Annotated in this window: 17 protein-coding genes; 7 read left to right on the forward strand and 10 right to left on the reverse strand. The window is 46.5% G+C overall.

Translation table 11 applies throughout. The features are described 5' to 3' along the window. Nucleotides 1-90: 90 nt before the first annotated feature. Entirely contained in the window at nucleotides 91-1,584 is a 1,494-nt protein-coding gene (locus tag AC06MN_RS07800; protein WP_475671798.1) for an SUMF1/EgtB/PvdO family nonheme iron enzyme, read from the reverse strand. A gap of 216 nt (nucleotides 1,585-1,800) precedes the next feature. Here AC06MN_RS07800 and porU (AC06MN_RS07805) point away from each other — a divergent pair, with 216 nt between their 5' ends. From porU (AC06MN_RS07805) to porV, 3 genes are all read left to right on the forward strand, one after another. Next, nucleotides 1,801-5,241 (forward strand): type IX secretion system sortase PorU, encoded by a 3,441-nt coding sequence (gene porU, locus AC06MN_RS07805; protein ID WP_475671799.1) that lies wholly within the window; start codon nucleotides 1,801-1,803, stop codon nucleotides 5,239-5,241. A 2-nt stretch (nucleotides 5,242-5,243) separates the two neighbouring features. Continuing rightward, entirely contained in the window at nucleotides 5,244-8,675 is a 3,432-nt protein-coding gene (porU, locus tag AC06MN_RS07810; protein ID WP_475671800.1) for a type IX secretion system sortase PorU, read from the forward strand. A gap of 77 nt (nucleotides 8,676-8,752) precedes the next feature. After that, nucleotides 8,753-9,970, forward strand: coding sequence for a type IX secretion system outer membrane channel protein PorV (porV, locus tag AC06MN_RS07815; RefSeq protein ID WP_475671801.1), 1,218 nt, complete (start codon nucleotides 8,753-8,755; stop codon nucleotides 9,968-9,970). A 430-nt stretch (nucleotides 9,971-10,400) separates the two neighbouring features. Here porV and AC06MN_RS07820 read toward each other — a convergent pair whose 3' ends face one another. The 3 genes from AC06MN_RS07820 to AC06MN_RS07830 all read right to left on the reverse strand — a co-directional run bounded on the left by AC06MN_RS07820 (nucleotide 10,401) and on the right by AC06MN_RS07830 (nucleotide 13,337). After that, the gene (locus AC06MN_RS07820) at nucleotides 10,401-11,720 is read right to left on the reverse strand and encodes a peroxiredoxin family protein (protein ID WP_475671802.1); all 1,320 of its coding nucleotides are present in this window, start codon (nucleotides 11,718-11,720) and stop codon (nucleotides 10,401-10,403) included. Between the two features lie 503 nt (nucleotides 11,721-12,223). Beyond that, complete coding sequence (gene coaD / locus AC06MN_RS07825) at nucleotides 12,224-12,685, reverse strand: pantetheine-phosphate adenylyltransferase (protein ID WP_475671803.1); 462 nt, start codon at nucleotides 12,683-12,685, stop codon at nucleotides 12,224-12,226. Nucleotides 12,686-12,710: 25 nt separating this feature from the next. Further along, nucleotides 12,711-13,337: an NUDIX hydrolase gene (locus AC06MN_RS07830; protein WP_475671804.1), complete on the reverse strand. Its 627-nt coding sequence runs from the start codon at nucleotides 13,335-13,337 to the stop codon at nucleotides 12,711-12,713. A gap of 34 nt (nucleotides 13,338-13,371) precedes the next feature. Here AC06MN_RS07830 and pyrE point away from each other — a divergent pair, with 34 nt between their 5' ends. The 3 genes from pyrE to AC06MN_RS07845 all read left to right on the forward strand — a co-directional run bounded on the left by pyrE (nucleotide 13,372) and on the right by AC06MN_RS07845 (nucleotide 16,119). Further along, the gene (gene pyrE / locus AC06MN_RS07835) at nucleotides 13,372-14,022 is read left to right on the forward strand and encodes an orotate phosphoribosyltransferase (protein ID WP_475671805.1); all 651 of its coding nucleotides are present in this window, start codon (nucleotides 13,372-13,374) and stop codon (nucleotides 14,020-14,022) included. 66 nt (nucleotides 14,023-14,088) lie between these two features. Beyond that, nucleotides 14,089-14,475 carry a hypothetical protein gene (locus tag AC06MN_RS07840; protein ID WP_475671806.1) on the forward strand — a complete coding sequence of 129 codons (387 nt, stop codon included), beginning with the start codon at nucleotides 14,089-14,091 and terminating at the stop codon, nucleotides 14,473-14,475. 69 nt (nucleotides 14,476-14,544) lie between these two features. Continuing rightward, the gene (locus AC06MN_RS07845) at nucleotides 14,545-16,119 is read left to right on the forward strand and encodes an AAA family ATPase (RefSeq protein ID WP_475671807.1); all 1,575 of its coding nucleotides are present in this window, start codon (nucleotides 14,545-14,547) and stop codon (nucleotides 16,117-16,119) included. Between the two features lie 17 nt (nucleotides 16,120-16,136). Here AC06MN_RS07845 and AC06MN_RS07850 read toward each other — a convergent pair whose 3' ends face one another. Beyond that, nucleotides 16,137-16,871, reverse strand: coding sequence for a biotin--[acetyl-CoA-carboxylase] ligase (locus AC06MN_RS07850; protein WP_475671808.1), 735 nt, complete (start codon nucleotides 16,869-16,871; stop codon nucleotides 16,137-16,139). A gap of 11 nt (nucleotides 16,872-16,882) precedes the next feature. Continuing rightward, nucleotides 16,883-18,511, reverse strand: coding sequence for a T9SS type A sorting domain-containing protein (locus AC06MN_RS07855; RefSeq protein ID WP_475671809.1), 1,629 nt, complete (start codon nucleotides 18,509-18,511; stop codon nucleotides 16,883-16,885). Between the two features lie 134 nt (nucleotides 18,512-18,645). Between AC06MN_RS07855 and AC06MN_RS07860 the strand changes: the two genes are divergently transcribed. Further along, on the forward strand, nucleotides 18,646-19,386 hold the full coding sequence (locus AC06MN_RS07860; protein ID WP_475671810.1) for a T9SS type A sorting domain-containing protein: 741 nt from the start codon (nucleotides 18,646-18,648) through the stop codon (nucleotides 19,384-19,386). 66 nt (nucleotides 19,387-19,452) lie between these two features. Here the strand turns inward: AC06MN_RS07860 and coaE are convergent, their stop codons facing one another. From coaE to AC06MN_RS07880, 4 genes are all read right to left on the reverse strand, one after another. Beyond that, nucleotides 19,453-20,043, reverse strand: a complete 591-nt coding sequence (gene coaE, locus AC06MN_RS07865) for a dephospho-CoA kinase (RefSeq protein WP_475671811.1) — start codon at nucleotides 20,041-20,043, stop codon at nucleotides 19,453-19,455. Next, nucleotides 20,018-20,974, reverse strand: coding sequence for a CdaR family protein (locus tag AC06MN_RS07870; protein ID WP_475671812.1), 957 nt, complete (start codon nucleotides 20,972-20,974; stop codon nucleotides 20,018-20,020). Before AC06MN_RS07870 ends, coaE begins: the two co-directional genes overlap by 26 nt. A gap of 69 nt (nucleotides 20,975-21,043) precedes the next feature. Then, nucleotides 21,044-21,361, reverse strand: coding sequence for a preprotein translocase subunit YajC (gene yajC / locus AC06MN_RS07875; RefSeq protein WP_475671813.1), 318 nt, complete (start codon nucleotides 21,359-21,361; stop codon nucleotides 21,044-21,046). A 125-nt stretch (nucleotides 21,362-21,486) separates the two neighbouring features. Further along, a complete protein-coding gene (locus AC06MN_RS07880; RefSeq protein ID WP_475671814.1) occupies nucleotides 21,487-21,939 on the reverse strand; it encodes a DUF1573 domain-containing protein in 453 nt (150 codons plus the stop codon).

Here is a 21,939-nt window from a genome sequence, read left to right on the forward strand (position 1 = left end):
TTTTCTGTTATTTCACAAATGAAAAAAAGCCGCTTGAGAATCCCCAAGCGGCTTTTTCCACATAATATTAACAAAATCTATTTCAAAGCATCATTTTGCAAATGAACTGCCAACCTTGTTCATGGCACAGCGGAAACCGATTGTGGCGGCTGACTGGTTCTGATTGAGGTAGCGGCGTGTGCCTGGGCTTAGGTAGTAAGGACCATCGGCCCATGAACCACCTTTGTAGACGCGTGATTCGTCGCTGATGAGCGTGGTACCAGGAGTGTCGTTGGTAGCGGTTTCGTACATTTCTTTTGTGAACACGCTCTGGTCTTCCTGAGCATCGCTCCACTTGTTGCGGATAGCTGACATGTAGTCACCATCGTCGTAGTTGGAGTTGAAGCTGGTGCGGTAGTTCTGACGTTTTGAAGCTTCTTCCTGTGAGATAGGTTCTCTGCGGATACGGCCGAGGGAGTCTTTCTGAACGAGGAAACCGTTTTCGTCAACAGCTTTCTGTGTGAACACGTTACCACGGAATGGGCTGTAGTCGGCTACATCTTCAAATGACAGTGGACGATAGACGTCTTGGCACCATTCGGAAACGTTACCGGCCATGTTGTACAGGCCGTAATCGTTTGGCCAGTAGGAGCCGACAGGAGCTGGCAGGGCGGCACCATCGTTCAGGTTGCCGGCAACACCCATGTAGTCACCAGGGCCTCTCTTGAAGTTTGCCATGAAGCTGCCATAGTATTTCTTGCTATCGGTGCGGAGACCATCGCCGTTCCAAGGATAAACCTTGCGTTCGGCAACGATTTCGTTAGAGGTATTGCCAACCAGACCTACAGCGGCATATTCCCATTCGGCTTCCGTGGGGAGACGATAGGATGGAAGGAGGATACCGTCTTCCATGCGGACGTTGCGCAAACCGTCGCCATCGCCCTTGGAGAGGTCTTTCTTGCCATTCTTCACCTTGCCGGTGTATTGACCTGCAAGGTAAGCGTCGGTGTTGAAGTTTTCTTCATCCTGCTGTGATGGATCCCAATCGAGGATACCGGCTTCGACGAGCATCAACTCGTTGACGCGGTCGGTACGCCATGAGCAGTAGTCGTTGGCCTGAACCCATGAAACACCTACAACAGGATAGTCGTTGTAGGACGGGTGGCGGAAGTAGACTTCAACCATTGGTTCGTTGTATGACAAACGGTCACGCCAAACCAATGTATCTGGGGCGGCATTGCGCACTACTTGTGGGTAGTTCTGACCGTAAACGCGGTTCAGCCAATAGATATATTCCTGATAGTCAACGTTGCTGACTTCAGTGCGGTCCATGAGGAATGATGGAACTGTGACCTTGCGCGGAACGTTGTCCCATGAGCGGGTCAGATTGTCGGTGGTGCCTCCCATGACGAAGGTGCCGCCTTCAATGGCTATCAAGCCGGGACCGATTTGCTGGTCGTTGATTTCTGCGACTTCAAAACCACCGTTGTTGGCGTCGTTGTAAGCCCAACCTGTGGTTCTGGATGCTTTCTTTGAGCAAGAAGTCATAAGAAGACCTCCTAAAACAATAATTGCTAATGCTTTGAATCCTGATTTTTTATACATCGTTGATAAAATTTGTTCCTTTAATAACTCGTTTTGTCTGTCAATATTGCGCCTGAAATGAAATTTTTTCTAAGCGCATAAAATCGGACGCAATTTTACGACATTTTTATGAATTGACGCACATTTTCTTTGAAAAAAAACTTTTTCTGCCAAAAAATGTCAATTTACAATAAAAAGGTTGTATTTTCGTTCCGTGAAAAATAGGCTTTTATTAATATGAGTAATAGGATTTTTCGGATTATTTTGGGCGTTTTGGCTTTGACAGCATTCTTCTCTTCTGCTGCTTTCGCTCAAGGAAATTATGCTAAACAATCCGTTTTGGCTACAGGAAATTGGCATAAAATGGGCTTGAAAGAAACTGGCATTTACAAACTTACCTATTCCGACCTTGCGGCTTTTGGCATCAATGTCGATGGCATTGATCCGCGCAATATCCGCATCTATCATAACGGCGGCGGCGTGTTGCCTGAACTGAACAGCGAGGCGCGTTACGACGATTTGCAGGAATTGCCGGTTTTCGTTTCTGGCGAATCGGACGGCAAGTTCGATAAAAACGATTTCATTCTTTTTTACGGTCGTGGTCCTGTGCGTTGGCAGTACAATCAGTCGCATGCCTGTTACGATCATGTGCAAAACTATTATGATGATTATGCCTACGCATTCATTACCACTGATTTAGGCGCAGGTAAACGTATCGCCGCCGAAAATGCGCCATCATCGGCAGCTGCTGAAACGGTTGCGGAATTTCTCGATTATAAGGTGCATGAAACTGATGAGGTCAACTTGAACCACATGGGCCGCAGTTATTATGGCGATGCCATGGATGGCAATGTCAGCAAGGATTTCGATTTCAGTTTTCCGAATGTCGTAACTTCGCGTCAGTGTTTGCTTCATGTGGAATTGGTGGGCAGAAACTTTTCTCCGGCGAGTTTCAAGGTATTTGTAGATGGTAACCAACATGCCAGTTACAGCCTTTCTCCCGTTGATCCAACTTCAACGGTTGCTGTTGCTGTTACAGCTAGCGGTTATGTCAATGTCTATCCATCAAAGGATGAAGTGAAGGTGACTTTGCAACATGTCGGCAATGCCAACACCACATCTCGCGGCTATGTCGATTACATTGCGGTCAACGCATGGCGAAACCTGAAGTTTTCTGGTCAGCAGATGCTTTTCCGCAATCCTGAAATGACTAATATTAATAAGGTGTATGAATGCCGTGTCAGCAATGCCTCTCAGCAGATGCAGGTTTGGAATGTGAGCAATCCTGTTGCGCCGACTAAAATCAACGGTCAGCTGAACGGCAATGTCTTCTCCTTCAATGTACACGGCTATGCTGAGAATGAATTTGTCGCTTTCGATGGTTCGTCTTATCTTTCGGTGGTGGATTTCGGACAAATTGAAAATCAGAATCTTCATGGTGTGCGCAATGTCGATTACCTTATCGTCACTTATCCTGATTTCATCAGTCAGGCGGAACGCATCAAGGCTATTCATGAGGTGCAAGACCCTGAATTGGCGACTTATATCACCACGCCTCAGCAGATTTACAACGAGTTCGGTTGTGGCGCGATGGATGTTTCGGCCATTCGCGATTTTTGCCGTATGCTTTATCTTGACAGCGACAGAAAATTGAAATACCTGCTGCTTCTGGGCGATGCTTCCTACGATTTCAAGAACCGCGACGGACTGCATTGTTTCGTTCCGGCCTACGAAACCTTGTCATCGGTGAACGGACAATACTGTTTTGTGACTGATGATTATTTCGGCTGCTTTGATAACACTGAAGGCGACATCGCCCATTCTCTTGCCGACATTGGCGTGGGCCGTTTCCCGGTTTCCACCTTGGAGCAAGCCACCCAGATGGTCGATAAAATCGAGCAATATATTGCCTTGAACGAAAGCACCATGCAGCCTTGGCGCAACGTGGTGACTTTTGTCACCGACGATGAAAGGGAATTCGTGGATCATGCCGAGGGTTTTGAACAACAATTGAAAACTGTTGGTGGCGAGAACTTTGTCATCGACAAGATTTACCTTGGTGCCTACGAGCAGGAAGACACGCCAAATGGCGTTTTGGCGCCATCGGTCAACAAGGCTATCAACAGCCGCATGGAAAAGGGTTCGTTGGTGGTGAATTATACGGGACACGGCGGCGAGGTGCAATTTGCTGAAGAGCGCATCTTGCAGCGCAAGGATGTCGATTCGTGGCACAACGGCCCGATGTATCCGCTGATGATTACCGGCACTTGCGAGGTGAGCCGTTATGACGACCACAATCGCACTGCCATTGGCGAATACGCTTTCCTGAACCAATATGGCGGCATGATTGCCATGTTTACGACATCGAGGGTTACGGGTGGCGGTGATAATGAGGCTTTTAACAAGGGAATCTATAACCATCTGTTTGAACTTAAAGATGGTAAATACCCTTGCTTAGGCGATGTTTACCGCATGGCGAAAACACGAGGCAACATAAATGAAAAAAGATATGTGTTTTTCGGCGATCCGGCCTTGCGTATTGCAGCCCCGAAACTGAAGATTGAGACGGAAAGCATCAACGGAATGCGCCCTGAAACATGGCAGGACTCCATTTGGGTCTCCGATACGGTTTGGCAGCATTTTACCGTTTACAGTGATACGGTTAGGGCTTTGCAACCTGTTGAAATAAAAGGTTTTGTGAAAGATTTTAATGGTCAGGTCGCTACAGGATTCAACGGAACGGTTTACGTTACGGTCTATGATAAAGCGGCTGAGCTTGTGGCGCATTGCGACAATGCACTTGTCAGGAATTTCAAATTGCGCAACAGTGTTCTTTTCAAAGGTCAGACGACGGTTGAGAACGGGCGTTTCCAAATCGTTTTCACGGTGCCGCGCGACATCGCCTATTCTTATGGCCAAGGAATGATTAGTTATTACGCAACTGATAATGAGATTGATGCCAGCGGCAAATGTGAAGACTTCATTGTGGGCGGTTTCTATGAAGATGCCACGATGGACACAACACCGCCTACTATTGAGCTTCATATTGATGACATTTATTTCGTTGACGGCAGTTTAGCCAGCGAGAATCCGATTTTGATTGCCTTTGTCGAAGATGAAAGCGGCATCAATACTACGGGTTCGGGCATCGGCCACGACATTATCGCCACTCTGACGGGTGCGGCTGACCTTTCCTATAACCTCAACGATTGTTTTGTCTCCGAATCGGGCAATCCCGGTAAAGGCGCCATTACCTACAAGATGCTTGATTTGCCTGATGGCGACTACACTTTGACTTTGAAGGTCTGGGACATCTATAACAACAGCAACACGGCTGAAATCCATTTCACCGTGGCAAACAGCCTGACGATGCGGATTGATAATCTTTATAACATTCCCAATCCTTTCTCGGAAACAACGGGTTTCGTGTTCGAACACAACCAGATAGGCAACAATATGGATGTGCATATTTATATTTACGACATGATGGGGCGACTTGTCCGCCAGCTTTCAGGGCAGGTTGCGGGCACTTCAACTCGCGTTGAGCCGATTCGTTGGGATGGTTGCAACTCCAATGGCGAGACTTTGTCAAACGGCATATACATTTATCACATTGTGGCCACTAACGACAATGGAGAATCGGCAACGGCAACTTCTAAACTTTTGATTTGCAGATGAAAATGAATGTATTTATTCGGAATATGTGCCGTAGGCTTCTCATTGCGGCTTTTGTCATTGTTCCTTCTGTGTTATCCGCTCAAGACCATGCCGGTCAATCGGTGTTGAGCCAGCATACTTGGCACAAAATGAGTGTGACTCAGGAAGGCATCTATAAGTTGGATTATGCGGCACTCCAATCCATGAATATCGATGTGGAGCATCTCAATCCCAATGAGATACGTATTTTTGGCAATCCGGCCGGAGCTTTGCCTGAAAAAAACTCTGATGCGCGTTATGACGACTTGACTGAAATGGCCGTCTTTGTCAGCGGAGCGGAAGATGGTCGTTTCGATACTGACGATTATGTGCTTTTCTACGGTCAGGAGCCTACCTGCTGGAAAGTTTCGGACGGCCTGAATATGAAATACGAAAGGTTCATGAATCCGTATTCCGACACCACCTATTATTATATTTGTGCTGACAGTGGCGAGGCGGGGCTTCGTGTCGCCTTGCAGCCGTCGGCTGATGTTGTGGGCGCGACGAATGTCGTCACCGATTTCCCTGATTTGGCATGGCATGAGGCGGAATTGTTTTCACCTTATTCATCGGGCAGAAACTGGTATGGCGAGCAGCTGAACTCAACCGATACGGCATTATTTATCCAATTCGTTTTTCCTAATTTGGTCAAAAACAAACCGATAGAATATAAGACGGTTGTCATGGGGCGCAGTTTGAATGGGTCTATCTATTACGATGTCTGGGCGAATGACAATCATCTGATTGCCGATGGAACCATTGGAGCGATTTCGGAAAATGCAAATTCCTATGGCAGAGATGCGACCCGCACGGGACAGATGCAAAGTGAGAGCGACACCGTGAATTTCAGCATGTTGCTCCAGCCGCGTATGAAGAGCCATTTGCTTTATCTCGATTATGTGGAATTCCGTTGTTGGCGCGAACTGAAACGTGCAGGCAACCTTTTTCCATTCCGTTTGCGTCCCGACCAGCTGAGTCATTCTGTTTCGGCTGTCTGGGTGCGTAACATGTCGCGTGAATTTCAGGTTTGGGATGTCAGCAATCCGATGCGTCCGGCCGTTCAGGACGGCATTCTAAGCTCCGACAATTTCGTGTTCGGCATCGAAAACAAGAATGAGCATCGTTATTTCGTTTTCAATCCGTCGGCGGCTTTGCCGGTGGTTTCGGTTAGCCCCGTGGCAAACCAGAATCTTCATGCCTTATCGCAAGCTGATATGCTGATCATTACACCAAAAGTGTTTTGGGAACAGGCCCAGGCATTGGCCGGTTTTCATGAACAAAACGACAATCTGCATAGTGCGGTGGTTGATTTGGATGAGATTTACAATGAGTTTGGCACCGGAACGCCTGATCCTTCAGGCATCCGCGATTTCATCCGCATGGTGTATCTGCGTAGCGAAAAGCAATTGAAATATGTGCTCCTTTTCGGAAAAGGTTCTCACGATTTTCGCAACATCAAGGGATTTGGCAAAAACTATGTGCCGCCCTATCAAGCCGAGACTTCCTTAGGCCAAACGGCAAGTTTCTGCACCGACGATTTTTATGCCATGATGGATGATAATGAAGGCGTTAATAGTGGCGGCCGTGTCGATTTGGGCATTGGCCGTCTGCCGGTCGCATCGGTTGAGGAAGCCGAAACCGTGTTGCAGAAAATCTATCATTATGCTGATTTGTCGGCAACGCACGGCGTGTGGAAGACCAACCATTTGTTCACTGCCGATGATGACAATAATGAATATGCCGAACATGCAGAACTATGCTACGACATCATTGATGAAGAAAGCCATGCGATGAATGCGCAAAAGGTGTATTTGGATGCTTATCAGCAAATCAGCTCACCTTCGGGTGAGATTTCTCCCGAAGCAACCGCCGATTTGATGCGCCGTTTCGAAAAAGGTGTCTTAGTCATGCAGTATCATGGTCATGGTGGCGTTAGAGGCTTGACTTCGGAAAAGTTTTTTACCAATACCGAGATTTCAGGCATGACCAACTACGATTGTCTGCCTTTTGTGCTGACAGCTACTTGCGAGTTCAGTCAGTTTGACGACCCGTCTTTTGCTTCGGCTGGCGAGCTGATGTTCACTTTGCCTACGGGCGGTTCTATCGCCATGCTGACGACGGTGCGCCCGACTCATGGCATCAACAATATTTGTATTGCCAAGGCCTTGATGAGAAAACTTTATTTGCCTGATGGAAGCCAGGCTTCGCGTTTCGGCGATATTGTGAGGGAAGCCAAGGCCGACAACAGCAATTTCAGTTCGACAAATCCCACAAGTAAAAACATCAGCTATGTGTTTTTCGGCGACCCAGCCTTGCGTTTCGCTGCGCCTGTCGAAAAGGTGGTGACGGTTAAGATGAACGGGGAGGATCTTGACCATGAAATTGCACTTCATGCCATGAGCATGGTCAATGTGGAAGGCGAAGTCAGGAAAGCCGATGGCAGCCTCGATGCCGCTTTCAATGGTGAAGTGGAGCTGCGTTTCTTTGATAAGGAATCGGTCTTTACGACTTTGGGCAACAACCCTGTGACGAATCCGGTGCGTAATTTCACGTTTTTCAATGATGTGTTATATCAGGGAAAGGCAACGGTGAAGCAGGGCAAGTTCAGTTTCAGTTTCCAGGTGCCGCGCGACATCAATTTGCAGGATGGCAAGCCGCGTTTCAGCTATTATGCCTACGACTCAATCCGTAAGGTTGACGCTATGGGCGTTTTCGAGGAATTGACCTTGGGCGGCATCGACCCGTCTGTTGTCATCGACAACGAAGGCCCAAAGATTGATTTCTATTGGAATACGCCAAGTTTCAGAAACGGTGATACGGTGGCGAATCGTGGCGTGCTTTATGCCGATTTGTATGATGCCCAAGGCATTTATCATTACGATTTCAGTTTGGGACGCGATATTATCTTGAATGGCAATATGCAGGGATTCAGCAATATGCGGCTTAATGAAATCTATGAACCGGTTCTCGATGATTTCCGCCGTGGCCGTGTCGCCGTGCCGGTTTCGGATTTGGAACCTGGAACGTATACCTTTACCTTGCGTGCATGGGACACGCAGGATAACTCGTCGGAAGCCGAGCTGTGGCTCACGGTTTGCGAAGATAATATTTTCCTTGCCCAAGTGCGCAACTATCCGAATCCTTTCACCGAAGAGACTTGGATAACTTTGACTCATCATGGTGAAGACGGCCCTTTGAAGGTCGAACTGGAGGTCTTCGATGTCTTGGGACGCATGATTTCAAGCTCTAGCCAGACCGTTGAAGTCATTGATAACCAAGTGGAGCCGATTCGCTGGAATGTGAACGAGAACACATCCGGGCAATTGCGTGCCGGCGTGTATTGCTATCGCCTCACTTTGACCGATGCCAAGGGAAGGCATCGTTCCGTAAACCAGAAAATGCTTGTTACACGATAAAATTTTTCAGTGAATACAATATCCAAATTGAAATATCGTTATTTTTGCACGTTTAATAATAAATCTTTGAAAAGAAAATGAAAATCAGAAATTTGTTTTTAGCAGCCTTATTGTTGGGTGGACTTCATTCTTTTGGTCAGGATGGTTGGAACCAGCACAATTTGTCGGGACAGGACAATCACCCGAATGTGATCACAACAGCCGTTCCTTTTGTTTCCATCGCTCCTGATGCCCGTGGCGGTGCTATGGGTGATTGTGGCGTGGCAACCGACCCCGATGTTTATTCCATGCACTACAATCCGGCTAAATATGTCTATATGGAGGACGATTTGAGCATTGGCCTTGGCTATAGCCCTTGGCTGCACAACCTCGTGCCCGACATGCACTTGGCCTATTTGGCTTTCCAGAAAAAGCTGACCGACCGCTCGGCTTTGGCTGCCACTTTGCGCTATTTCGATTGCGGTAGCATCAAGTTCACGGATGACCAAGGTAATGACAAAGGCACTTACGATCCTAACGAATGGGCTATCGACGTCACCTATTCCCGTATGTTGGGCGATTACCTCTCTGGCGCTGTTTCTGGCCGTTTCATCTATTCCAATCTGACACAGGGTCAGAGCGAATATGGCAATGCCCAAGTCGGTTGGTCTGTTGCCGCCGACATCGGCCTTTATTATAAAAGACCTGTCGAATGGTTCTCATCTGTCGATGCCGATTTCTCGTGGGGCGTATCTGTCACGAACATAGGCAGCAAGGTCAGCTATAACGGTGATTCCGACTTGAAGGATTTCATCCCAACCACATTGCGTGCCGGCGCCCAGTTGAAACTTGAACTCGACGAATACAACACCTTGGCTTTCACAGCCGATCTGTCAAAGCTTTTGGTGCCTACACCTCCTGTCAGGGAACAGGGAACAGGCGAAGTCATTCATGGTTACGACGACAATGTTTCTGTTGTCATGGGCATGATTCAGTCATTCTATGATGCTCCGGGCTATGACCGTGAAGATGGTCATAAGATTGGAGTAGCTTACGAAGAGTTATGCGAAATCAATGAAGGCATTGGCATTGAATATTGGTACAACAACACTTTTGCAGTGCGTGGTGGTTTCTTTAACGAACCAGCCATGAAAGGCAACCGTAAGTATGTGACTTTGGGTGCAGCCTTGAAATACAACGTGTTCAGCTTGGATCTTTCCTACCTTATCCCTGTCGCAGCAAAAGCAGGTACCAGCCCGTTGGAAAACACCTTGCGCTTTAACTTGACTTACAACATGGGCAAGAAGACCAGATAAGCATTTTTCTTTGTTCATTTTTTTATATAAGTCAAAGCTCTGTCCAAATGGATGGGGCTTTGTGTTTTAGTAAAGATTATCAGCAAGATTTTGATTTTTTGGAACCGCAGATTACGCGGATTTTTAGATAACTACAGATTATACAGAAATTATAAATGCGCCTTGCGCATAAATGATATAGATGTGCTGACGATAAATTGATAAAAAGATACGCGTGATACGTAGAGTCAAGAAAAACCGCATATTATACTGATTATATTGATTTTCAATAAACTACAGATATTACAGATTATACAGAAATTATAAATGCGCCTTACGCATAAATGATACAGATGGGCTGACGATAAATTGATAAAAAGATACGCGCGATACGTGGAGTCAAGAAAAACCGCAGATTACACGGATATTTGTCCTCAGTGGGAAAAACAACTCACTTTCCATAGAGTTTCTTCACCCGTTCAGCCAAACGTTGTCCAGGTGATGGGGCAGGGGCTTCACCGATTTTGGTGTTTTTCCTGATAAGGATGTATTCAGGGAAAGTCTTTACGTTGTAGGCTTCCAAAAGCAGAATGTCGTTGCCGAGGTTGAGCAGAGGCCAATCATAATGGTGCTCATTGAATTGCTTTTTGTAGGCTTCCATCTTGTCTTTTGTGCTGATGGTGATGATTTGCACCGAGTCCTGCCATTGGCGGTGAAGGTCTTGCAAGTCGCTGAACTGCCGCTCGCTGATGGGCGAAAAACCGTCCACAAATTGCAGCAGCACCAAGTCGTTCTTGTAATCGGACAGCTTCACATTTTTGCCTGTTCGGTCTTTCAGGTTGAAATCGGTGGCATCTGTGCCAGGTGCCAATCGGTTTTGGCGGGCGAATATGTTGCTGATGATGTTGCGGTGCTCGCTCCATTTCGTGTTCTTGCTGATTTGTTCCAGATGCGCCTTGGCATAGCGTCGGGTCTCGCTGTCGGCATTGCAGAGTTGCTGCAAATCGTAAATGGTGATGAGTTCGGCTAGTCGTGGATTGCGTTTCATGAACGGGTCGGTGTTGATGTATTCGCGGAAAGCGGCCGGACCTGTCAGGAAAGCCTCGTTTAAGGCATGATTGTCGTACTGCGACTTGTTGAAGTAGTTGGCGAACAGTTCCTTAAACAAATCCATATAGGCAGGTTGCGTGTAAAGTACGGGTTTGCCGTCGAAATAATCCTTGATGACTTTCTTGCCGCCATCGGTGTTGATGGCCAGACGGATGGAAGCCAACTTATACTGAATGTAATTCCTGACGAAATCGGCCTTGATGTCGGGCATTTCTTGGCTGATGGTGGCTTGAATCGAATCGAGGTAGCGCGTCTGACGGCCACGGTAAATCTGGTTGAAATGCTCTATCAGATAGGCGTTTATGATTTCTTCGGAGAGGTAAACCTGATGTGATACACCTTTGTCGCTTGCTTTTTTGATGCGTATGGTTGGCTGTTCCTTGTCGAAGTAGGAAACATTGTCGTTTTTTTCTGGCACAATCACTTCGATGTCGTAGGTGGCATTGGGCGACAAAATCATGTCGACGCTTTCCAAACCGACGAAAAGGCGTGCCGAAAGTATCTGATTCACATTGCCCTCGATGATGAAAAATCCTTTGCTGTCGGATTGTGCCGTGGCAATCTGTTTGCCTGACGAGGTAATCAGTTCTTCGTAAGTGAAAAGACGAATCAGGGCATCGGTCCGATTGGTGCGGCCTGTAATCGTTACGTTCTGTGCCATTGAAACGATGCAACAGCACATTATAAAAAAGGTGAAAAATATACGTTTCATGCCCAAATAACGCAGAAACTTTGTTTTTATTTCATGGAACTGCGCGTATCTTTTTTCATGGCCAGCCAATCCGTGAAATCCATGCACTGTTCCCTGCGCTCCCTGAGCTTGTCAAAGGGCGCACTCAAAATTTCATCTGTAAAAATCCGTAAAATCTGTAGTTATCTAAAAATCAGCGCAATCTGCGTAATCTGCGGTTTTTAAAATCATGTTCCGCCAAGGCGGGAGAAAGTAAATTTGGAGTAAATTTTAGAGTAAATTATGAGTAAATTTTTATCATGCGCCAGCCAATCCGAGAAATTTATGCGCTCGCGCATTACAATTTATTCTGTGTAAATAATTAAAAATCAGCGCAATCCGCGTAATCAGCGGTTTAAAAAATATAATCCGTTAAATCCACTAAATCAGCGGTTCAAAAACAATCCGAAAGAATCCGTACCTAATCAGAGGCATTATTTCAGCTTGACTTCTTCAGGCACGAAACGCGATACATCGCCGCCATTCTTGAAAATGTCGCGGACAACGCTCGACGAGACGCCTACCAGTTCGCTTTCGGTGAGCAGGAAAATGGTTTCCAGTTCGGGATGAAGACGCTTGTTGGCATGGCCAATCATGTTTTCGTATTCGAAATCGCTGCCGCAACGCAAGCCGCGCACGATGAATTTGGCTCCGACTTTCTTACAGAAATCGGCGGTCAGGCCTTCGTAGGCCTCGACTTTCACCTGAGGATAATCCTTGAAAATGTCCTTAATCCAGTTGATGCGGTCTTCCAATGGGAAGGTGCTGCGTTTTTCGCAGTTGACACCGACGGCAACGTAAAGTTCGTCAAACAGAGGCAAGGCTCTCAGAACGATGGAGCGGTGGCCTAAAGTGATGGGGTCGAATGAACCTGGAAATACTCCAATTCTTTTCATAGATTTGAAATTTGCTGCAAAGGTATCATTTCGTGGCGAGATGGCATAATTCTTTTCCGAGAATTTCACTGATGGAGCGGAATGTTTGGCTCAAAAAGCCTTCAATATCGTCTTTCCCGACCCATTTCACAGCCGTGATGCCTTCTTCGGTCTGTGGTTTGGTGCTGTTCAGGCTGTTGCTGCGCATTTCGTACCAATAGGTTTGTTTCAGTTCCCAAACCTCATTGCGCAGGTAAACGTGCCAAGTCGACGGCAATTCTCTCACGATTTCAAGGTTGCCGATGCCGGTTTCCTCTTCCACCTCGCGCATGGCTGCCGTTTTGGGGCCTTCGTCTGCCTCGATGTGCCCTTTTGGCAAATCGGGAATGCCTTTGCGCTCAATCATCACAAAACGGCCTTCGCTGGTGACGATGCCGCCTGCCGCAGGAGCCAATTTGAACATCTGCTGCAAGGCGGAACTGACATCTTCGGGTGCTATGTCTTGAATGATGGTGTCGGTCTGTTCGCTGTCGCAAAGCCATTCCGATAAAAATTCGCATAAAAGTTGCGCATCGTAAGACTCACATTTATTGTCGTTTGGAGTGAATTTTATTTGATTTGCATCGATTTTTGGGAAAATCAATGCCCTGTTTTCTTGAAAAATTATGTACATTTGCAATCGTTTTAACGCACAAAAATACACTTTTATGGTTTACGATGAATCAGCATTGACATTGGCTCAGCATCTTTTGCAGGTCAAAGCCGTGAAACTCAGTCCGAAAGCGCCTTTCACATGGGCATCGGGACTGAAAAGCCCTATCTATTGCGACAACCGCGTGACTTTGTCATATCCGGCCGTCAGAACTTATATCCGTCAGCAGTTTGTCGAGCTGATTCTGAAGCAGTACGGCAAGCCTGATGTCATTGCAGGCGTGGCTACGGGTGGCATTCCTCAGGGCGCTTTGGTGGCTCAGGAATTGGGCATTCCATTCGTTTATGTCCGTTCCGAAAAGAAGTCGCATGGCATGAACAACCAGATTGAGGGTGTCATCGAACCTGGCCAGTCGGTCATCGTGGTCGAAGACCTCGTTTCGACGGGCAAGTCAAGCCTTTTGGCTGTCGATGCTTTGCGTGAAGCCGGTGCCGATGTCAAAGGCATGGTGGCCATTTTCACCTACCAGATGCAGGTGGCGGCCGATAATTTCGCTGCAAAGAACTGCACGCTCTTCACTTTGTCGAATTACGAAACCTTGATTGCAAAGGCTGTTGAAGAAGGTTATGTCACCGAAGACGACCTCAAGTCGTTGAAGGAATGGCGTCTCGACCAGCAAGCCTGGAGCGACAAATTTGGTGAATGATTATCTGGTTATGGATTATGGGTTTCTGATTTTTACCCATCATCCATAACCCAACCCTACATTAGTATGTTGTTTCAAAGTACATATAAGCCTGTTGCGCTATCGGTGGAACAGGCTTTTCTTTTTTACGCTGAACCCGACAACTTGAAAAGCCTGATGCCGGAGCAAATCACGGATTGGGAATCGGGTGAGGACTGGTGCTGTTTCCTTATCAAAGGCATGGGGCATGTGAAACTGAAAATAGGGGAGAAATCGCCTTATTCAAAACTGACTTATTTGCCCGATGGCAAAATGCCTTTCGATTTTGGCTTGCAGTTTCTGTTTGTCTCGAAAAATGAAAATGCCTGTGAGATTCAGATTGCCATCGATGCCGATTTGAGCAACCCAATGATGGCCATGCTTGCGAAAAAGCCATTGCAAAATCTTGTGAATGAGATGATGCAAAGATTGTGATTTTTATCTTGTTTTCTTATCTCCAACCGCAATTTTGCTATTTTTGCAGTCTGAAAAACAGAAAAAGTCATGGGCCTCTATTTGAATCCGAACAACGCGCTGCTACAGCGAGCCAGAAAATCAGAAATCTTTATCGATAAATCGATGATGATTGCCGAACTGAACAAACTTGTTGATACAGAGAACTGTTTCCTATGCATTTCCCGTCCGCGCCGTTTCGGAAAAAGCATGGCTGGCAACATGATTTCGGCATATTATTCAAAAGGCTGCGATTCAAGGGGTTTGTTCAAGGATCTGAAAATCGCGCAAGACAGGAGCTTTGAGGATTATCTCAACAAGCTGAACGTGATAAAGATAGACATGAATGCAGAGTATATGTCGAACCATGACGACTTCCTTCAGGTGATGCAGAAGAAGGTTATGAAGGATTTCTTCAAGGCTTTTCCAAATATTGACTTTTCCGATTGCCGCTCGTTTGCCGACTGTATGCTGGAAGTTTATGCTGAGGAAGCGGAGACTTTTGTCGTCATCATCGATGAATACGATGTTCTTGTCCGCGAAAAGGTGCCGCAGGACTTGTTTGACAAATACCTGCAATTCTTGAACGCCATGTTCAAGAACTCGACGCTAAGTCCTGCCATATCGCTGGCTTACCTGACGGGCATCCTGCCCATTGTGCGCGACAAGATACAGTCGAAGCTCAACCTTTTTGACGAATATTCGATGACGAACCCAATGAATCTAGCGGAGTTTGTGGGCTTCACGGCTGAAGAGACGAAAGGCCTTTGCGAACAGTACGGCATGGACTATGAGGAATGCCGCCGTTGGTACGATGGCTACGACCTGAAGACGGTGAAGGAGGTCTTCAGTCCGCGCTCGGTGGTGAGTGCTATGATGAACCGCGAATACGGCAGCTATTGGACACAGACTGGCTCCTACGAGGCCTTGAAACTCTATATTTTGATGAATTTCAGCGGTATGAGGGACGATGTGGTGAAGATGATGGGCGGAGGGAAAGTCTATGTCGAGGTGGATTCCTATCTGAACACGATGACGGACTTCCATGGCAAGGATGACGTGTTCACCTATTTGATTCATTTGGGTTATCTGGCCTATGACAGAGAAAATCAGTTTTGTTATATACCCAATGAGGAAATCCGCAAGCAGTGGTTAATTTCTGTCCAGTACGAGCAGGATTATCAGCCAATCATCAAGCTGGTGAATGATTCAAAAGCACTTTTGGAGGCTACGATTAATAAAGATGAGGCAGCCGTTGCCGCCGCTTTGACTGAAGCCCATATCCGCGCCACCAATCCGCTGACTTACAACAATGAAGCATCATTCCAGAGTGCCATCGGACTGGCCTATTTCTATGCCAACTTGAAATACACGGTCATCAAGGAGCTGCCGACTGGCAAAGGCTATGCCGACCTCGCCTTGATTCCATACGTTCCGAACATTCCGGCGATAATCATCGAATTGAAAAACAATAAGTCGGCAGAATCGGCCATTAAGCAGATCAAGGAAAAGAAATACGACGACCTGCTGGAACACTATCGAGGCGACCTGCTCTTTGTTGGCATCAACTATGATGCTGACACCAAGGAGCATCAATGCCGTATCGAGGAATGTGTGATTGAGTGAGTGATGGGGCTTGCTCGTCAGATTATGAACTTGATTTCCTTAATGTCGAAAACAGAGATTTCCCCGTTTTCGTTGGAAAGCTGAAGTCGTCCGAAATTGTCTATGCCTTCCATGAAAAGTTGTTTTCGGTTGCCTGCTGTTTCATATTCCGCCCAAGTGTGGTAACGGAAAAGGTGGTTTAGATAATCTTCGTTTATCGTAGAGAAATCGTTTACTTCGCAACAGTGTCTTATTCTTTTCCTTTCTTCTTCCAAATGCTGGCAAATGGAAAGAAGCATAGGCTCCAAATCGTATGTTTTTCCTGTCAAATTGCGTAGCGAGGCGGGATTTGTCGGCCAATCCTGAAATTCCAATTGGTTGACGTTTAGTCCAATGCCGATAATGGAGACATCCATCATCGTGCCTTTAATGGTGCTGTTGATGAGAATGCCGCCGATTTTACGGTTCTCGCAATAAATGTCGTTAGGCCATTTGATTTCAAATGTTTTTTCGGGTACTGCTTCTTTCAAAGCCTTGAGGATGCCGAGCGGCACGGCTTTGGAAAGCTGAAACTGCATGGCAGCCGGCAGGAAACTCATGTCGAAGGCAATGGAAAAGGTAAGGTTCTGGCCTTCGGCACTTTCCCAGGTGTTGCTGCCCATGCCTTTGCCCACAGTTTGTCTGTAGGCGACGACCGCGCATCCGCTGATGTCGGTCGTCGCCTGCAAACGCTGCAAATAGGCGTTGGTAGAGTCGGTTCGCTCTATGTGCATGATTTTTAGTGTCATTCGACAACTACGCGCTGTGCTTTTTCACCAATCATAATGGCGTAGACACCTTTGCCGAAGTTGCTCATGTCGATTTTGCCATAACCGTTGATGACGGTTTCGTAGATGCATTGTCCGGCCATGTTGAAGACGTGGACTGTGTTTTCGCCCGATTCAACGATGTTGATTGTTCCGCTTGTCGGGTTTGGATAGATGCTTGTTACCTCCTGATTTTCATTCACATCGGCTGTGACTTCATAACTGAATTCATTGCTTTCGCTGTAAGCGAAATCACTCCCTGAGAAAAGCGTGGTGCTACCGGCTTTCATGCCGTAAAGTCCGGTGCCATCGGTGAGACCGTCGCCGCCGGCATCGTAAATGGTGAAATCGTAGCAGCCATCACTAGGGATGATGAGGGTCTCGGTGATCATTTTGTTAGGTTCTTCGTAAGGACCGCCTTCCAAAACTACTTCATCGGAGTCTAAGTTTGTGATTTTCCAAGTGGTTTCCTGTGGGTTGTTGTCGGTGCGGATGGTGAGTTTTATGGTCTTTCCCGTGTTGTCCGGTGAACCGTCGAAACTGAAGGTGGCTGCATTGTTGCCTTCGCCTTCGTCTTCGTTGCCGTTGATGTTGGTGACTTGGATTTTGAGAACGTTATCCGATTCGACAGGGAATGTGATTTCATCCATGTTGATGGTGGCTGATGCAAAACTTGTCAGGTTGCCTTCCCATGTCAAAGTCTTGACAATCTCGTCGTTGACCAGCACTTCGATGTCGGCGGTGGTGATGGTGTTGGTGCCAAAGTTAGTGATGACGGCCTTAGGTTCGGCTATGCCGCTGCAAATCATGTCTTTCACATTGCTGACATTGGTCATTGCAGCATCGTTATTATAAAAAGGAGTGAAACTGTCGGTCGACTTGCAGGCTTGGAACACTTCCTTTGTCGTGCCGTCCTGAATCCATGCTACGGCTGAGAGTTGGTCAATGCTGTAGACGTTTGCCAAAGCCCATTTGAATGAGAAACTGACATAGTCGCCGGCAGTCATATTGCCCAGACTGGTTCCTGAAGATGATGGCAAAAGTTTCTTCATTACGCTGTAGAAATCGCGCTCGCCGTTGCTGCCAGGTGCGCTGGTGAAATGGATTTCCTTTTCAATCACGCCAACCATGAGTTTCAGACTGCCGCTGACATCGGCTGATGCTTTTGCCATGACAAAAACCGTGATGGTGTCTTGCGTGGCATTCAGCTGGTGGGTCATGCGCATTTCAAAAGGCGACTCAATGGCAAGCCATTGGTTCACCATGTTTTGGTTAAGTCCGCTTGGAACGTTGGCGAAACGTGTGCCGTCGACAACGGTGTGAGGAACGGCATTTACACTGTAAAAGCTTTTGCGTGAGTCGTTGTCTTGTGTGTTGTGCAGATACATGGGGTCGTTGGCACCCGGCCAGCTCATGTGGTATTTGATGGCAACCACGCGGTCGCCATTGGCGTCGATGAGAGCATCCAAGGCTGGATTTTGCGATGCGCAAGGCGCGCAACCCGTGTTGGTGAAACATTCAAACATCAAGGCTCTCTGGTTTTGTGCGCTGACATTCAGCGCGATGAGCATCAAAAGCGATGCGAAAACATAGTGCAGATTTTTCATTGTATTAAAGTGTTTAGTTGTGTTTTCTATCGCCAAAAATACAATTTTTTGCAAAATGATTGATTTTGTATTGCAAATTGGCAAAATTTTTGCATTTTTGCAGTCAGATAATTAACAATTAAAACACTAATACTATGATTAGAAAATCTTTACTTACCTTGGTGCTGCTTGCCATATTTGGCTTTGTATCAGCACAATCGCTTCAGTTTGAACTTAATGGTCATGTTTATGCTGATGGCGATGAAGTCCTTTGCAACGAACCAAATCTTGTTTTCGATGAAATGATTCAGCATTTCCAGATCCGCAACAATTCGAGCGAAGCCATCAATGTTGTTGTCAAGAAAGAGGAAGTGGAGGTTCTTGAAGGCACAATGAATTATTTCTGCTGGGGTCTTTGCCTTTCTCCAGAAGTTTATGTTAGCCAGCCTGTGCCAATGGAAGCAGGTGCTGTTTCAGGTGAAGAAGATTTCGCCATCCATGTCAGTTTCGATCCAGAATGGACTATGGATCCTGCTCAGTGGTTGCAAGGCGTTGTGGTCATAAAATATACGGCATACAATGAAAGAAATGAAGACGACAAGGTCAGCATTATTGTCAAGTTTGAATCGGATATTACATCAGTTGCTGAAAATCAGGTGAGCATGAGCCAAGCCTATCCAAACCCGGCTTCATCGGTCGTCCGTTTCAATGTCAACTGCGAAGGCCTTGCTTCTGTCGCCCTTTACAATCTCCTTGGTCAGGAAGTTCTGACTCAGGATGTTGAAAACGACCAAGTCGTTCTTTCAGTCGCTGACTTGAACGAAGGCATTTATTTCTGCAACCTCAAGGTCAATGGTCAGGTTGTCAGAACAGAAAAGTTCATCGTAAAGAAATAAAAGAGTTTTTTCATATTTTTGCATTTTTCATGGGCGTGGCTGAAAGCCGCGCCTTTTTTGTGCCAATCAAAGACACTTCAATGCTTTGTCAATTACCTCAATTTGCTGGCGCAGAAAATCATCTTCATCATCGTTTTCGTGATAAATGATGAAATCGGCGAGGCGTCGCTTTTTGTCCTCGTTCCATTGCGTTTCCATGCGGATATGAGCATCTTCGGGCGTGCAATGGTCGCGTGCCACAACGCGGCGAAGGCGTGTGTTTTCGGAGGCCGAAGCCATGATGACGGCATCGAAAAGCTGTTCAATGTGTTTCTCGAAAATGATGGCGGATTCATACAAGACGTAAGGAGCCTCTTGTTGTTCCGCCCATTCTGCAAAATATTGGTTTAAAGTGGGATATAAGGTTCTTTCAACGAAAAGGCGCGATTCCTTATCGTTGAAAATGAGCTTTGAAAGTCGGGCTTTGTCGAGGATTCCGTCGGGAAGGTAGATTTCTTTTCCGAAACGGGCTTTCATAATGGCTCTGATTTCGTTGCGATAGTAAAGCTGCTTCGCCTCGTAATCGGAATAAAACACGGGAATGCCTTTTGCTTCAAACAAGGCGCAAATCCACGATTTCCCGCAGCCAATGTTACCGGTTATTCCAATCTTTTTCATTGCTGATGATGATGTATTCAACACGGTCAGGCGCAAAGCCAAGCACTTGCAGGTTGCTTGGTGATTGAAGCGACACATGCAACAGAGGGTTGCGGTTGGCGAAATCGGCTGAATCTATGATGGCTGAAAACGCTTCGGCGTTTGTCTTCGCGTAGTCTTTAATGGCTACAAGGCATTTCACTTGAACCGATGAAGGAATGAAACGGATTTCAAGGCTGTCAATCGGCTTGATGGGAACGTCAAGGTCGATTTCGGTGTATTTCTCAATATCAATCTTGACTTCAACTTCTTCGACATTGCATTGGATGTTTCCGCCAAGAAGGTTAAGCGGTACCATTTCTGAAAAGCTTTGGCTGAGATTGTCTTTCGTAAGAAGCTGTGTTTCAATGCTGTGAATATCAGCCAAGGTTTCTTCTGTTCCGTAAATCGTTACACTTGCCGGCGTAATGATAGGCAATCCGTAACGGTCGTATTGCCTTTGCAGGTGCAAGTCGTCTTTCAAAGTGACAGGGACGACTTTCGATTTCAGGTTTTCCATGTTGAAATAGACAGTCGCATCGTTCATGGTGATGTCTGTGACGCCGATGCCTAAACGCTCGGCAAGACGCTCGGCAACATAATTGCTGCTGAATGAAAAAGTTATGTCACTTTCTTGCCGATAGGGGACATCATTGAGTGAAATGCTGACTGCGCGTTTCTGTTCCCTGATGAGGTTGTGCGCCAAGGTGATGAAGCCATCGGCTTCAAAGGCGAATTTCACATTTTGCGTAGGCGTTGAAATCCACTTGTCGCATGGAACGTCCTCGATTTGCAAAGAGAAAGACGATTGCGTAGTGTAATCTTGCGACAACTTGATGAGCAACCACAAAGCCGTTGAAATGGCGAGAAACACAAAGAATGTCAGTGATTTCCGCTTGACCTTAGCATTCATTTCCGTAATAAATTAAAAACTGCCAGCCACGAAGATTCATGGCCGACAGTTGTTCCACATGTAATGGTTTTATGCTTGGCCGACGCGGCTGCTGTCCTTTACGATGGCACTCTTTTCGATTTCAACTTCGGTGTCTGGAGCCAATGAAAGAACCACGGTGTGTTCTTTCACTTCAGCGATTTTTCCGTGGAAACCACCGATGGTGACAACCTTGTCGCCTTTTTTCAGTTCATCGCGGAATTTCTGTTCTTCCTTGGCCTTTTTCGACTGTGGACGGATGAAGAACAGCCAGAAAACGACGATGAGTAAAAGTAATGGCAGTAATGTGCCCAATGTTCCACCTTTTGGCTGTTGTGCTGCTTGTAACAAAATTGTGATAAGATTCATGATTGATTTGATATTTAAGGATTTAAGATTTAAGATTTAAAATTTAAAGATTTAAAGATTTGAACTTTTGAAAACTGTAAACCGATAACTGATAACTGAAAACCGAAAACTGATAACCCAAAAAATTAAAACTCATCCGGTGTCATCACGTCTGCTTTGAAACGGAGAACGGTTACCGACGGGTTGGTGTTTGTATTTACAGATAAAGTCCTTGACTGGAATCCGTGGTGGCCTTTGCTGTCGTAAGTGGCTTTGATGAATCCGTCTTGGCCAGGTTTGATAGGTTCGCGAGGAAAATCACCGACGGTGCAACCGCAGCTCGTATTGACATTTGTTATGAGTAATGGGGCGTTACCCGTGTTGGTGAAATGGAACGAATAAGTGACCACTTCGCCTTGAAGGATTCTGCCAAATTCGTGCTCCATCTTGTCGAAGGTGATGACAGCTTCTTTGCCTGAATGCTGTTCGGCCGACTTTGGGTTGTTGACCAGCTCGGTTGAAAGTTTGTCGCTGTTGTTGCCGCCGCAACTGGTCATCATACCTAATGCTAGTAATACGATAGGAAATAGGTGTTTCAT

Source organism: Candidatus Limimorpha sp. (assembly GCF_056203535.1).